The 13619-nt window shown below is 69.2% G+C and carries 13 protein-coding genes and 1 tRNA gene; 9 read left to right on the forward strand and 5 right to left on the reverse strand.

From position 1 onward, the window contains the following. The first annotated feature begins 52 nt into the window (after positions 1-52). The gene (gene yczR, locus ABT304_RS25235) at positions 53-1483 is read left to right on the forward strand and encodes a MocR-like transcription factor YczR (protein WP_350719417.1); all 1431 of its coding nucleotides are present in this window, start codon (positions 53-55) and stop codon (positions 1481-1483) included. An 18-nt stretch (positions 1484-1501) separates the two neighbouring features. On the opposite strand, the gene ABT304_RS25240 is transcribed toward yczR, so the two are convergent. Continuing rightward, positions 1502-2569: a DUF1152 domain-containing protein gene (locus tag ABT304_RS25240; RefSeq protein WP_350719418.1), complete on the reverse strand. Its 1068-nt coding sequence runs from the start codon at positions 2567-2569 to the stop codon at positions 1502-1504. Between the two features lie 113 nt (positions 2570-2682). Here ABT304_RS25240 and ABT304_RS25245 point away from each other — a divergent pair, with 113 nt between their 5' ends. Then, the gene (locus tag ABT304_RS25245; RefSeq protein ID WP_350719419.1) at positions 2683-4308 is read left to right on the forward strand and encodes a long-chain fatty acid--CoA ligase; all 1626 of its coding nucleotides are present in this window, start codon (positions 2683-2685) and stop codon (positions 4306-4308) included. 9 nt (positions 4309-4317) lie between these two features. Here ABT304_RS25245 and ABT304_RS25250 read toward each other — a convergent pair whose 3' ends face one another. The 3 genes from ABT304_RS25250 to ABT304_RS25260 form a co-directional block, all read right to left on the reverse strand. Next, the gene (locus ABT304_RS25250) at positions 4318-7044 is read right to left on the reverse strand and encodes an AfsR/SARP family transcriptional regulator (RefSeq protein ID WP_350719420.1); all 2727 of its coding nucleotides are present in this window, start codon (positions 7042-7044) and stop codon (positions 4318-4320) included. Between the two features lie 147 nt (positions 7045-7191). Further along, entirely contained in the window at positions 7192-7776 is a 585-nt protein-coding gene (locus ABT304_RS25255) for a hypothetical protein (RefSeq protein ID WP_350719422.1), read from the reverse strand. Positions 7777-8025: 249 nt separating this feature from the next. Further along, positions 8026-8406, reverse strand: a complete 381-nt coding sequence (locus ABT304_RS25260) for an MmcQ/YjbR family DNA-binding protein (protein ID WP_350719424.1) — start codon at positions 8404-8406, stop codon at positions 8026-8028. Positions 8407-8482: 76 nt separating this feature from the next. Between ABT304_RS25260 and ABT304_RS25265 the strand changes: the two genes are divergently transcribed. From ABT304_RS25265 to ABT304_RS25280, 4 genes are all read left to right on the forward strand, one after another. Continuing rightward, on the forward strand, positions 8483-8941 hold the full coding sequence (locus tag ABT304_RS25265; protein ID WP_350719425.1) for a MarR family winged helix-turn-helix transcriptional regulator: 459 nt from the start codon (positions 8483-8485) through the stop codon (positions 8939-8941). A 2-nt stretch (positions 8942-8943) separates the two neighbouring features. After that, positions 8944-9366 carry a winged helix DNA-binding protein gene (locus tag ABT304_RS25270; RefSeq protein WP_350719427.1) on the forward strand — a complete coding sequence of 141 codons (423 nt, stop codon included), beginning with the start codon at positions 8944-8946 and terminating at the stop codon, positions 9364-9366. Between the two features lie 10 nt (positions 9367-9376). Then, a complete protein-coding gene (locus ABT304_RS25275) occupies positions 9377-10954 on the forward strand; it encodes a phytoene desaturase family protein (RefSeq protein WP_350719429.1) in 1578 nt (525 codons plus the stop codon). A gap of 83 nt (positions 10955-11037) precedes the next feature. Continuing rightward, positions 11038-11113, forward strand: a tRNA-Lys gene (locus ABT304_RS25280). Between the two features lie 195 nt (positions 11114-11308). On the opposite strand, the gene ABT304_RS25285 is transcribed toward ABT304_RS25280, so the two are convergent. Beyond that, positions 11309-11965: a hypothetical protein gene (locus ABT304_RS25285; protein ID WP_350719431.1), complete on the reverse strand. Its 657-nt coding sequence runs from the start codon at positions 11963-11965 to the stop codon at positions 11309-11311. Between the two features lie 268 nt (positions 11966-12233). On the opposite strand from ABT304_RS25285, the gene ABT304_RS25290 reads away from it, so the two are divergent. The 3 genes from ABT304_RS25290 to ABT304_RS25300 all read left to right on the forward strand — a co-directional run bounded on the left by ABT304_RS25290 (position 12234) and on the right by ABT304_RS25300 (position 13429). Continuing rightward, positions 12234-12782, forward strand: a complete 549-nt coding sequence (locus ABT304_RS25290; RefSeq protein ID WP_350719432.1) for a TIGR02391 family protein — start codon at positions 12234-12236, stop codon at positions 12780-12782. A 46-nt stretch (positions 12783-12828) separates the two neighbouring features. Then, positions 12829-13005: a hypothetical protein gene (locus ABT304_RS25295; RefSeq protein ID WP_502890434.1), complete on the forward strand. Its 177-nt coding sequence runs from the start codon at positions 12829-12831 to the stop codon at positions 13003-13005. Positions 13006-13198: 193 nt separating this feature from the next. Continuing rightward, a complete protein-coding gene (locus tag ABT304_RS25300; protein WP_350719434.1) occupies positions 13199-13429 on the forward strand; it encodes a hypothetical protein in 231 nt (76 codons plus the stop codon). Positions 13430-13619: the final 190 nt, after the last annotated feature.

Consider the following 13619-nt stretch of genomic DNA (forward strand, 5'->3'; position numbering starts at 1 on the left):
CAATCACGGGTCCAATCGAAGGTAAAGAAGCCAATCACGGTAAGGTGGCCTCATGCCTCGCGGAAGAATCGGTGCCACTGCGCTCGCTGGCCTGCTCGGTCAGTGGCAAGGGGAGGGCCCGGCGTACGAGAACCTCGCCGAACGGATCCAGCTGCTGCTGATCGACGGACGGCTCTCCGCCGACGTACGTCTCCCCTCCGAACGCGAGCTCTCCGAGCGGCTGATCCTGAGCCGCACCACGATCACGGCGGCCTACCGGCGCCTGCGTGAGCACGGGTACGCACTGAGCGTCCAGGGGTCGGGTACGACGACGAAGCTCCCACCCACCGCGCCCGACTCGTTCACCGAGGGCGGCGAGATCGACCTGGTCAGGGCCACTCTGCCCGCCACCCGGCGGCTCCCGGAGGCCGCGGTCGAGGCGACCCGGCGGCTGGCCGACCACATGACCGGCCCCGGCTACACGCTGTGGGGCATCGAGGAGCTTCGCGCGGAGATCGCGGCGCGCTACACCGATCGCGGCCTGCCGACCGACCCCGACCAGATCATGGTGACCACCGGCGGCCAGAGCGCGATCGCCCTGCTCGCCCGCACCGTGATCCACCGCGGCGACCGGGCCTACGCCGAGAGCCCGTCCTACCCCAACGCGTACGACGCCCTGAGCCTCGCTGGAGCCCGGATCATCACGAGCCCGGTGACCACCGACGCCGGCTGGGACATGCCCGCGATGGAGGCGGCGATCGCCCGGACCACCCCCGTGATGGCGTACGTCATGCCCGACTTCCACAACCCGACGTCTCGCTCGATGTCGACCGAGGACCGGCTCCGGCTGCTGCACGCCGCTGCGAAGGTCGACACCCTCCTGGTGGCCGACGACACCACCGCCGAGCTGAACATCGACCGCCCGCACACGTTCCCACCGCTGGCCGCGATGGCCGGCGAGCACCAGGCCCGCGTCGTCCACATCGGCTCGGCGAGCAAGATGCTGTGGGGCGGGCTGCGGGTCGGCTGGATCCGCGCCGATCCGGTGCTGCTGACCCAGATCGCCAGCGGACGCTCGGCCACCGACCTCGGCACCCCGATCTGGGAGCAGCTCGTCACCACGATCCTGTTCCGGCATCTGCCCGAGATCCTCGAGGAGCGCGCCGCGCAGCTCGCCGCCGGCCGCGCCGCGCTCTACCACGCGATGCGCGAGCACCTTCCCGACTGGGAGCTGCCGCCGCGTATCGACGGCGGCCTCTCCGCCTGGGTCGGCCTGCCCGCGCCGGTCAGCTCCCAGCTCACCCTCGCCGCCAGGCCCCACGGACTGCTCGTCACCGCCGGGCCGCGGTTCGGGGTCGACGGCGCCTACGAGCGCCATCTGCGGCTGGCGATCACGCCGCGTCCCGAGCTCGTCCGGCGCGGGGTCGAGATCCTCGCCGAGGTCTGGCCGCGCGCCGCCTCCACCCCGGCTCTGGCCCTCACCACCTCCGAGGCGGTCGTCTGACGGGATTCGACCCGGGGCTCAACCCCGAGCGAGAGCCTCCAGGGCCCACAGCCCGAGCCCGTCGAAGCGTGCCGACTCGTAGCTCGGTACGTCCCCGCTCGTCGCCTCCAGAAGGCGGCGAGTGGTGATGTGCGAGGCGCCTCGAGCCAGGCTCGCATGAGCGATGTCGGCAGCAGTCACGGTTCGCGACGGGATCTCGCGACGCTCCCGGGCCCGTCGCCGCTCGTACTCGAGCTCGTCGACGGTGGTGATGCCCCGGATGATCGTCTCGGCGCTCCCCAGCGAGCGGGTGTTGATCAGCGCCTCGGCGAGCGGGAAGTCGTACGTCACGACGGCATCGAGGCGCCACACGGTCGCACTCGCCTCGCTCACCGGGACGGGAATCTGTCCTCGTCTCATCTCCACGGCGCCCCGAAGGCCGCGCGCGGCTGCCGCGGCCAGCGTCGTCGCCTCGGTGGGATGCCAGCCGAGTGAGTCGCCGACCCGGTCCACATCCGCCGTCCCCAGCGTTCCCGCATGGATCCCACCGAGCCCACCGAGGATGGCGATCACCTGCTCCGCCGGGAGCTCCCCGTCCACACCGGGGCCGACGACGGCGAGCCGCACCGGCAGGCCCGTGCGCAACGCCGCGGCCAGCGTGAGCGAGTCGGCCAACGGACTCAGCAGGCCGGGCTCGTCTCCCCGGGCGACCACATCGCCACCGACGTCGACGACGGTGAGCGAGTCGGCGCCGAGCGCCCGAGCGAGATGCTGGAACTGCTCGGCGAGTCCGACCGCACCGTCCGCGAGGTCGTGCAGGAAGAGGCGCGCGTCGACGTCGCCGGCAAGCCGCGGCAGCACGGACCGGCCCGGCGGGAGGGTGTCCGTCGTGGTCGATATCTCCGCTCGGACGCCATCGACCAGGCGGAGACCGATGAAGTCGCCGCGCGAGCGTGGGCCGGGCACCGGGTCGATGCGGAGCCGCTCCCAGGCGCAGGTCGACACGAGGACGTCGCCGTCGTCCATCTCGGGCTCGAGTACCCGACGCGCCAGGAGCACGCCGAGCGCATCACCCCCACCACCGGCCGCGACGAAGAGAGTGCTCACGCAGACGATTCTGACCGCTGGGCATCCCGCGCGCCACAGGTCGGCGCCATCGCCCGGCAAGAAGTTCGCGGAAGACGTTGTGACGCACGCCACGTTGGGTCACGATGTGCAGCATGCAAGGACTGATCCAGGACGCACCGTTGACCATCGACACGATCATCCGGCGCGCCGAGCGCGTCTTCCCGACGCGGGAGATCGTCACCAAGACCGCCACCGGTCTGGAGCGCAACACGTTCAAGGACCTGGCCGTGGAGGTACGCAAGCAGGCCACCGTCCTCGACCGGCTCGGCATCTCCGAGGACGGCCGGGTTGCGAGCTTCGCGTGGAACACCCTGCGCCACCTCGCGCTCTACTACTCCGTCCCCTGCACCGGCCGGGTGCTGCACACCGGCAACATCCGCTATTTCCCGGAACAGCTCGTCTACACGTTCAACCACGCCGAGGACGAGGCCGTCTTCGTGGACCGGTCGCTGCTCGGTCTGCTGGCTCCGCTTCTCCCCCAGCTGACCACGCTCAAGCACGTCGTGGTGATGGACGACGGGGCGCCGACCCCGCTCCCCGACGACCCGCGGGTCGTCTCCTACGAGGAGCTGATGGCCGACGCCGAGGAGGCGGCGATCGAGGGCCGGGTCACCGACGAGCGCACCGCTGCCGGGATCTGCTACACCTCCGGCACCACCGGCAACCCGAAGGGCGTCGTCTACACCCACCGCTCGCAGTACCTGCACGCGCTGGCCTCCCTGGCCGGCACCCTCTTCGGCACCAACGACCGCGACCGCGTGCTTCCGGTGGTGCCCTTCTTCCACGCCAACGGCTGGGGCTTCGCCCACTCCTCCCTGCTGGCCGGTGCCAACCTGATCCTGCCCGGGCCCGACCTCTCGCCTCCCGGCATCATCAAGCTCCTCGAGGCCGAGAAGGTGACGATCGCGGCCGGCGTACCGACGATCTGGATGGGCATGGTCCCGCTGCTGAAGGACGCCGACCTCTCCTCGCTGCGGGTGGTCATCTGCGGCGGCTCCGCGGTGCCGAAGTCGCTCTCCGAGGCCTGGCGCGAGGCGATCGGCCTGCCGATCACCCAGGCCTGGGGCATGACCGAGATGTCGCCGCTCGGCAGCGTGTTCAACGAGCGCGCCGAGATCACGGACCTCTCCGAGGAGGAGAAGGCCGACTACCGTACGTCGCCTGGCATCCCGGCCGTCGGCGTCGAGCTCCGCATCGTGGAGCCCGGGACCACCGATGAGCTTCCGTGGGACGGCGAGACGACCGGCGAGCTGGAGTGCCGCGGCCCGTGGATCGCGTCGGGCTACTACAAGGTCGACGCACCGACGTCGTTCTCGCCCGACGGCTGGCTGCGCACCGGTGACATCGCCGCGATCGACCCGCTGGGCTACGTACGCATCGTCGACCGCACCAAGGACCTGGTGAAGTCGGGTGGCGAGTGGATCTCGACCGTCGCGATCGAGAACCTCATCATGGGCCACCCGAGCATCGCCGAGGCGGCCGTCGTGGCGGTGCCGCACCCGAAGTGGGGCGAGCGGCCGCTGGCCTTCGCGGTGGTCAAGGACGGCGAGTCGGTGACCAAGGAGGAGCTGCTCGGCTACCTGGCCGAGAACCTGGGCAAGTGGCAGGTGCCCGACGACGTGGTCTTCATCGACGAGGTGCCCAAGACCTCGGTCGGGAAGTTCTCGAAGAAGACTCTGCGCGAGGAGTACGCCGACTACAAGCTGCCCACGGCGTAACCGGAGCGGTCAGCCCAGCTGCGCGAGGATCGAGGCGGACTCGACCCTCGCGCAGCGGGCGTCCTCGTCCTTGCCGAGAGCTGCGCGGGCGTCGGCCAGGTGGCCGAGCGCGTCGGCCAGACCCGGCAGGTCGCCGGCGGCACGGAGCTTGGTCACGGCCTCTTCGAAGTGACCGGCCGCCTCGTCGACGGAGCCGAGCTGCTGATGGATCCAGCCGATGGTGGCGATGACGTTGCCCTCGCTGCGGTAGCCGGGCGCCACCCGGCGCAGCTCCTCGAGCGCCGTCTCGCAGTGACGGAGCCCGGACTCGTACGCACCGTCGAGGGCCTCGTAGAGGCCCAGCCGCCCGGTCGTCCAGGCCGCCCGGATCGGGTCGCCCGCGCGAGCGAACACCTCCGCCGCCCGAGCCGCGTACGCAGCAGCCCCGGCATGATCGCCGGAGGCCGTGGCCACGGTGGCCAGCCGGTGCAGAGTCTTTCCCTCGCCCACCAGATCGGCGGACTCCATCGCCAGATCGAGGGCCCGGCCGAGGTGGTCGAGGGCATCCTCGACGCGCCCCAGGCGCCCGCAGGCCGCCCCGGCGGCGCGGTGCATGACGCCGAGCCCGGCGGGGTCGCCGCCCTGCGAGACGCTGCGGCGCACGCCCGGGAGCGCGGCCTCGGCCAGCGCGGCCAGCTCGATCCAGCGTCCCTGGAGGTCGAGCAGACGCTCGAGGGCACCGACGAGCAGCACGATCCGGTCGGGTGCGAGTCCCCGGGCGACGGCGACGTCGATCACCCGGGAGATCACCGGCAGCTGGGTGCCGATCCAGGCCAGCGCCTCGACGCTGTCGCCGACGACCTCGGGGGTGACCCCGTCGCGCATCGGCTCCTGCGCGTCGAGGTGGCGCTGGTGCGGGTCGTAGGCGCTGTGCACCGCCCGAGCGCTGAAGACGTAGTGGTCGATCATCCGCAGCTCGGCCGCCTCGCGGACCTCCGCGGGCTCGCCGGTGGCGAGGTCGGCGGCGTACTCCCGGAGCAGGTCGTGCAGCACGAACCGGCCGGGCGCGACCTCGGTCAGCAGGTTGGCTTCGGTGAGCTCGTCGAGCAGGCGGCGGGCCCGCACGCGGGAGATCCCGCCCAGGCTGGCCGCGGCCACGCAGGTGAGCGTCGGCCCGGGATGCAGGCCGATCAGCCGGAACAGACGGGCCGCGGCATCGGACAGATGCCGGACCGACCACGAGAAGGTCGCCCGGAGGTCACCGCGTCCGCCGCCGAACCCGTCCAGGCGGGACTCGCCGAGCTCGTCGGCCAGGTCGGCGAGGGAGTACGCCGGCCGGATCGCCGCCCGGGCGGCCACGACCGAGAGCGTCAGCGGCAACGAGGCGCACAGCTCGATGATCCGCTCGACGGCCTCGGGCTCGGCCAGGAGACGGTCCTCGCCGAGCCGCCCGGCCAGCAGCTCATAGGCCTCGGCGTCATCGAGCAGGCCCAGCTCCATCGGACTCGCACCGGCCTCCGCGACCAGGCCGGAGAGCCTGTTTCGGCTGGTCACCAGGGTCACACAGCCCGGGCTACCGGGGATCAGGCTGCGTACCTGCTCGCTGTCGCGGGCGTTGTCGAGCACGAGCAGCACCCGCTTGCCGGAGAGCTTGCTGCGCAGCAGCCCCGCCCGGCCGTCGATGTCCTGGGGCTGGCGGGACCGCTCCACCCCGAACGCCTCGAGCAGCACCCCGAGCGCGTCCAGCGGGTCGAGCGCGTCACACGGGTCGAAGCCGCGCAGGTTCACGAACACCTGGCCGTCCGGGAAGCGGGGAGCGGTCCGGTGCGCCCAGTAGAGCGCCAGCGTCGTCTTGCCGATCCCGGCCGTGCCCGCGATCGCCGAGATCACGACGGCCCCGCCGTCCTCCTTCGCCACCAGCTCGTCGAGCGTCGTCAGTTGGTCCTCGCGTCCGGCGAAGGCGGCGACGACCGGCGGCAGCTGGCGCGGCACGATCTCCTCGTACGTCCGTGCCGGCGCCGGCTCCGGGTCCTCTCCCTCGATGATCCGCAGCTGCAGGTCGCGTACGTCCTTGGAGGGCTCGACCCCGAGCTCGTCGCGGAGGACACGGAAGAGACGCTGGTAGGCGTCCAGGGCCTCCGCCGTGCGGCCGGAATGCCACAGCGCCGTCATCAGCAGCAGCCACAGGCCCTCCCGGAGCGGGTTGGCCCGGACGATCGGTCCCAGGTCGGCCACGACCGCGGCCTGCCGGCCGAGCGCCAGGTCAGCGGCGGCCCGGGACTCGACGGCGACGAGCCGCAGCTCCTCGAGCCGAGCGGCCTCGGTCGCGATCATCGGAGACTCACCGACCGAGCCGTACGCGCCCCCGGTCCACAGTTCCAGAGCAGCGTCGAAGAGCATGCTGGCCCGCTCGTGGTCTCCGGCCTCGGCCGAGGTACGGCCCTGCTCGACCAGCTCCTCGAAGCGGGCCTGGTCGATGTCCGCGCCGACCAGCGCGTAGCCGTTCGCCCGGCTCTGCAGATGGCGGCGATCCTCGCCGAGCGCCCGGCGCAGGTCACGGACGCGCTGGTGAAGCAGGTTCACCCCCGTTGCCGGGGGTGAACCTCTCCACAGCTCGTCGACCAGGAGGTCCGAGGAGACCGGCGCTCCGCGCGCGGCCGCCAGCAGGGCAAGCAGAGTCCGCCGCGTGCGCGACAGCTTCTGCACCGTGCCGTCGTCACATACCAGCTCGACGGCACCTAGGACCCGGACCCGCACCACACCTCCTGTTTGACCACGCAGCATTACGTCCGAGAAGACTCATCGTCTCATCACCACAGAGATGGTGACGCGTAATGCCGCCAGAAGGTTGCCTGGAGGCTGATGCTGAATCCAGATTGCTGGACCAGATTTAGGGGTTCTGGCTTACGGAACCCGCCACAGGCCGCTCTCGCCGCCCTTGTCGATCTGGAACCCCACCTGCTTGATGTTCACCCCGACCGGGACGACGAACGGCACCAGGGCCGTCCGCTGGTCACGCGGCTGCAGACCGAACGGGTTCGGGAACACCTCGCCGCCGTCGACCGTCACCGTGCTGGGCAGGCTCTTGTACTTCTTGCCCGAGGCATCGATGACCGTCGTGCCGGTGGCCGGGCTGTCATTGAAGACCCTCGACCCGGCGTTGACGACCTGGATCTCGACGGCCATCACGCGCGACCCCGGCGGGGTCTCGGTGCCGTCCGTGCAGGACGTCTCGAAGACGTCCTGCACGATCACCCTCAACAGGATTCCGGGTGCTTCGCCCTTGATGGTTCCCTCAGCCGTCAACCCGAGCTGCTGGTTCTGCTCGATCCTCTCGGTGCTGTCGACGGTGATCACCTTCTTCTCCATCGCGGGGTTCTCGCCGTGGTTGTTGCTGTAGAACCCGTAGTCGATGGAACCGTCCGAACCGCAGCCAACCCCGGCCGCCGCAACGGCTCCCCCGAGGATCAGCATGGCCATGCGACGCACACGCACTCCTTATGAAATTTGTTGCCATGGAAGGGAAACTGTTCCCTTGGATTTGCCAAGGTAACATGCCGGAGTCTGGCCGGTCGGCCTAGGGTCTAAAGTCCCAATCCGGGCTGCAACTCTTCGCAGTCACCTCCACGCCACAAGGTGGCAGACGAGCACCGGAATCACGGGCGCCACGAGAAACCAGGGCGTGACCAGCCAAAGCTGGTTGATCGGGCGTACGCCGCCCGCCCAAGGTGAGCGGACCTACTCCGTCGTCACCGACGGACGCTCGACGAGACCGGCCAGCTTGGCCGGCGCCTGGATGCAGTAGGAGTCGGTCAGGAGCTCGGCGACCTCGTCCCAGTCGGTGTCGTCGTCGAGGATCATCCCGACCACGTTGCCACCCCAGCCCGCCTTGAAATAGGGGTGGCCGAGGTGCTCGAAGGCCACCACCTCGTCGGGCTCACCCCGGAAGACGATCCGGAAGAGCTGGTCCTCGCCGCCGAAGACGTGCGCGACCGTCTCCTGGCCGACCCGCCAGCGCACCCCCACCCAGGCGTCGTCCTCGAGGCACTTCGGGAAGGCGGCGAGGATCTCCCTCAGCCGCGTCACCATCGCCTCGGGGACCTCAGGACGCTCAGCCATGGTTCCGATCCTGCCAGGCACCACGGACATTCTTAATTGCTATACATGTTTATGATCAACATGTACGGTTTCTTGCATGAGGAAGCAGACGATCGGATACGTCGTGTGGCGCCTGGCCATGCGTCTGCGGGTGTCGATGGACAGAGCGCTCGCGCCGCTGGGGCTCACCCATGCGCAGTACTCGCTCATCGCCTCCCTCCACGGCCTCCGCGCCTCCGAGGCCCCGACCCAGAAGCAGCTTGCCGACCTCACCGGCCTCGAGCCGATGTACGTCTCCAAGCTCGCCCGCCAGCTCGAGACGAGGGGCTGGATCGAGCGTGTCCGCGACGCCAAGGACACCCGAGCCGTACGCCTCGTCATCACGCCCGAGGGCACCGAGGTGACCCGCGAGGCGATCGCGTTGACCGGTCGGCTGCTCGACCAGCTCACCGCACCGCTCGGCGGCCGCAACAGCCGTCGTGCCGCCGAGGCGCAAGCAGCGCTCGAGGCGATGCTCGCCGCCCCCATCGACACCGATCCCACATCTGGAGACTGATCATGACCGTTGCCACTCCTCCGCTCACCGGCGCCAACCTGGGCGTCGCCTACTTCGCCGTGCGCAAGAACCTCCTCAACGTGCTCGACGACTACGACCTGACCTTCGAGCAGTCGCTCCTGCTCAACTACCTGCGCCAAGGCGATGCCAACCGTGCCGATCTGGTCGCGTCGACGGCCGACAACATCAAGGTCTCCGCGGCCGAGGTCGAGTCGCATCTCGACGCCGCGATCGACCGCGGCCTGATCGCCGACGGCCTCACCCTGACCGAGGAGGGCGACCGTCTCCAGCAGCAGATCACCGCGCGGACCCAGCCGCTGACCAGGACGTTCTTCTCCGACATCCCGGCCGAGGACCTGGTCGTGACCGCTCGGGTCCTGGCCACCCTCACCGAACGGGCCAACGCCGCTCTGGCCACCTCCTAGGATCGGGGCCATGGCACAGGAGAAGTACGACGTAGTGGTGGCCGGCGGCGGTCACAACGGCCTCACCGCCGCGGCCTATCTGAGTCGGGAGGGCCTCTCGGTCCTGGTGCTCGAGCGGCTCGACCACGTCGGCGGCGCGGCGATCTCGGCCCAGGCGTTCGAGGGCTTCCCGACCCGGCTCTCGCGCTACTCCTACCTGGTCTCGCTGCTGCCCGAGCAGATCCGCACCGATCTCGGGCTCGACATCGAGCTCGCGTCGCGGCAGACCGCGTCGTACTCCCCCTACCTCGACGGCTCGCGGGCCACCGGCCTGCTCGTGGAGACGCCCGAGGGCGAGGCCACCGCGGCGAGCTTCCGCGCGGTGACCGGGTCGGACGAGGAGTACGCCGCGTGGCAGTCCTTCTACTCCGAGGTCAGCGAGCTCGCGCAGGTCGTCGCGCCGACCCTCACCTCCCCGCTGCCCACCTGTGCCGCGATCCGCTCGGAGGTGGATGCAGCGATCTGGCACGACATCGTCGAGCAGCCGCTCGGAGAAGCGATCGAGCGCCGCTTCGCCAACGACCTGGTCCGCGGCGTGGTCGCCACCGACGCCCTGATCGGCACCTTCGCCGGCCTCGGCGAGGCGAGCCTGATCCAGAATCGCTGCTTCCTCTACCACCTGATCGGCAACGGGACCGGCGAGTGGCGGGTCCCGATCGGCGGCATGGGCGCGGTCACCGGGGCGATCGCCAAGGCGGCGTACGCAGGTGGGGCGCAGGTCCTCACCGGCGCGACCGTCACCTCGATCCGCGGCGGTGCCGTCGGCGAGGGGGCCGAGGTCACCTGGACCGACGCCTCCGGGTTCCACACCGTGGCGGCCGACTACGTGCTCTCCGGGCTGGCTCCGTACGTCCTCGACGGCCTCCTCGGCCGCACCCCCGCCGCCGCGGACAAGCCGGTGGGTGCCCAACTCAAGATCAACATGCTCCTCGAGCGCCTCCCCCGGCTGCGCTCCGGCGAGGATCCGAAGGTCGCCTTCGCCGGCACCCTCCACCTCGGCGAGTCCTACTCCGAGCTCGAGAAGGCCTACGCCGAGGCCGCCTCCGGATCGGTGCCGACCGAGATGCCGGGCGAGGTCTACTGCCACTCGCTGACCGACCCCTCCATCCTCGGCGACGTCCCACCCGGCACCCAGACCCTCACCTACTTCGGCCTGCACGCTCCCGCGACCCTCTTCGAGGACCCGGCCACGCGCTTGGAGCGCAAGAAGCAGGCCGTCGAGCGCGCCATCGCCTCCCTCGACCGTCACCTGCTCGACCCGATCTCCTCCGTCGTCGCGCGGACCGCGGACGGCGAGCCGTGCATCGAGGCCAAGATCCCCCAGGAGATCGAGGCCGACCTGGCCATGCCCGGCGGCCACATCTTCCACGGCGACCTCGCCTGGCCCTGGGCGCCCGACGACGCGGACCTGACCACCCCCGCCGCCCGCTGGGGCGTCGCCACCGACGTCGGCAGCATCCTGCTCTGCGGCTCCGGCGCCCGCCGCGGCGGCGCCGTCTCCGGCCTCGGCGGCCACAACGCCGCCCAAGCCGTCCTGGAGCTCCGCTGACGACGTCCTCGATTTGGGGCGTATCCGAGCCCGCTGCTAATGTTCTTCTCGTCGCCGAGCGCGCCTGACGGGCTCCAAGACATGCGCCATTAGCTCAATTGGTAGAGCAGCTGACTCTTAATCAGCGGGTTGTAGGTTCAAGTCCTACATGGCGTACCAAACAAGGCTCCTGACCAGCGGTTTCGGTCGGGAGTTTCTTGCATTTCAGTCCGTCGATACCCGGTGCGTAAGGAATGTCGCTCACGAGCCCGTCTCCTCGCCCTGGTCGATCTGGCCGTTTTCGGGGCTCTGAGCGACGAGTACCGGATCACCGCCACCTTCGTATGGCGAGAACCCTCCCCTTCGCCGAACAGATCAGGACTCAGGCGTGCTTTGCGAAGGACGGAGGCGCGACCGGAGGCGCGACAAGAGCGAGGCCAGCCGACCCCGAACCATCTTGTACCCCGCACGGACGTGGTCGCGCTGGGTGAAGACCGCCCAGATGAACGTCACCACCGCCAATCCGTAAGGTAGCCAGAACTTCCAATCTAGGCCCTCATCTGAGGGGACCTTCACCACAATCGGTCGAGTCTTCGCAGCCGCATCGGACTCCCGGCGAAAGTCATTGAGTTGATCGTCAACGATCTTCTGGACGTCCTGAGTCGTGAGCGATTCATGGTTGCCGATCGGCACGAAACACTTGCGCTCCCCGGACGCCGTCGGCGGCGAGCAAGCCCAACTCCTCGGGGGCGTCGCGTTCGACTCCAGCTCGACCGGGACATAGCCGAGATCATCCACCGTCAGGTCGACAACCTTGTATGACACGGTCGGAGGGTTGAAACCAGTCCCGGTGGTACTACTCGACACGACTCCGACGACCGTCGCCGCCGCTACGCAGCCGCCAACGAGGACCGAGGCGGCAATCGCGACCAGATTCCCTACGCCAAGATCCAGAGCGCGGTCTTCAGATGCTGCCCGCTTCTTCTCGTCGACCGCCGCTTGCTTGGCTTGCTTGGCACTCTTCACACGCACACGCCGACCCTCTATCCGCCCCACACGCTGACTCGATCAGCATCGACGCCAGCGTACCCAGGTTGGTGTACGTCCCGCTCGTCCGACAGAACTTTCTACAACGGCCAACCGTTGGGCAAACGACCCTCACTCGTGCCGCACCCCGAGCACGACGCCGCTCGGATCTGACACGAGGCCACCAGCAGCGGCTTTGCATGATCCCCAGTTGAGGGGAGCCTCACGCGAGGCTCGCCCTGTCCACTAGGCGCTTGGCGGAAGACTCCACATGGTGGATACAGCGTGGGCACTGGCGCAGTGCCAATTGTGGTTGTCATTGCACGAGCGAGTGCCGGTTCCCGAGGAGGACCGACAGTCCCGCCGCGATCCGAAGACCAAGTTCCTCGGGAGCAAGGAGGAGCGGAGCAAGCTCAAGCACCGCGTGCAGTTCATATCTGAAGCTATCTGGGAAGCAGACGAGCGACGCTTTCGGCGCTGGCAACCAGACGAACCCGGCGTCCGCAAGCTCATCTTCGAGCTCGAAGAAGGATTCGAAGTCCGCGAGAAACTCGGGCTCACCGACGTAGGTCCGGCCCTTTCAGCAGACAGACTGCATCCGTGGGTATGGCAGGCGGCCCAGCCGCATTGGGAGAGCGGCAACCATGACGCCGCGGTGTGGGCTGCGGGAATCAACGTGAACACGAAACTGAAGAAGAAGGCCGAACGACCCGATCTAGGCGAGTCAAGACTCGTCGCGGCCGCATTCGGAACGCCGCCCCCCCGACCCCGGCCGTTCAAGACTGCGGCTCTGCGACCGAGCGAATCCCGATCTGTTCCGTGATCGGCACGTCGGCGCGATCCACCTTGGCCAGGGGCTCTTCTCCGGAATCCGGAACCCGCTGAATCATGTCGGTGCCGACGATCTGACCGAGCAGGAGGCGCTCGAGACGCTTGCGGCATGGAGTCTGTTCGCCCGGTGGGTCGACCGCGCTGTGGTCGCAATCGACGACCAGGAGGCCAACGACGCAGAGCCGGACGACAACAGCGTCGCCGAGGATTCGTGAGAACTTCTCTACTGACTCAAGGCGGCCTTCGGCCGCGTGCGCGGCCTCCGGGGTGTGCGGCCTGGCGGCCGGTCCCGCGACGTGCCGCGCAAATGAAGAAGAGCGCCCAGTCCGTAGACCAACGCTCAACTCACCTCGAGGCGCAGCAGGTCGAAACCCCGCGACCAGCCCTCATGCCGATACCCTGCCGCCCGTGGCAACCGCCGTCGACCAGATCGTCAGCTTCATCCCAATCGCCCTCCCCATCGCCGCCCTCGTCGGGCTCGTCTTCGTCGCCTGGCTCATCTGGCACCTCTGGCACGAGGTCGAGGCCATGGACCGCGCTCGGATGGTGTGTCTCGTTGCCGGCGTCATCTTCCTGATCCTCTACTTGGGACTCGACACACTCGACAAGTTCGGTATCTCCCTTCCACCACCTCCGTGACCGAGTTCTTTGGCTGAGGACGAGGGCGGAGGCAGCCTCGGCGCACGCTCTCCAGCCGTCGCCGAGTCGACAAGGCGTAGGCATTCGTACGTCAGGGGCAAGCCCCGAACCCCCGCCGATGGGGCCCAATCTCGGGAAGACTTAGCGATTACTCCTGCCAACTCGCTACCAGCCCGCTTGAGAGCTAGCA

The sequence above is a fragment of the Nocardioides sp. NPDC000445 genome, assembly GCF_040300245.1.
Taxonomy (GTDB): Bacteria; Actinomycetota; Actinomycetes; order Propionibacteriales; family Nocardioidaceae; genus Nocardioides.

Coding starts and splice junctions, on each gene's coding strand:
- ABT304_RS25245 (WP_350719419.1), top strand. CDS start 2,683: ATGCAAGGACTGATCCAGGACGCACCGTTGACCATCGACACGATCATC.
- yczR (WP_350719417.1), top strand. CDS start 53: ATGCCTCGCGGAAGAATCGGTGCCACTGCGCTCGCTGGCCTGCTCGGT.
- ABT304_RS25275 (WP_350719429.1), top strand. CDS start 9,377: ATGGCACAGGAGAAGTACGACGTAGTGGTGGCCGGCGGCGGTCACAAC.
- ABT304_RS25270 (WP_350719427.1), top strand. CDS start 8,944: ATGACCGTTGCCACTCCTCCGCTCACCGGCGCCAACCTGGGCGTCGCC.
- ABT304_RS25260 (WP_350719424.1), bottom strand. CDS start 8,406: ATGGCTGAGCGTCCTGAGGTCCCCGAGGCGATGGTGACGCGGCTGAGG.
- ABT304_RS25265 (WP_350719425.1), top strand. CDS start 8,483: ATGAGGAAGCAGACGATCGGATACGTCGTGTGGCGCCTGGCCATGCGT.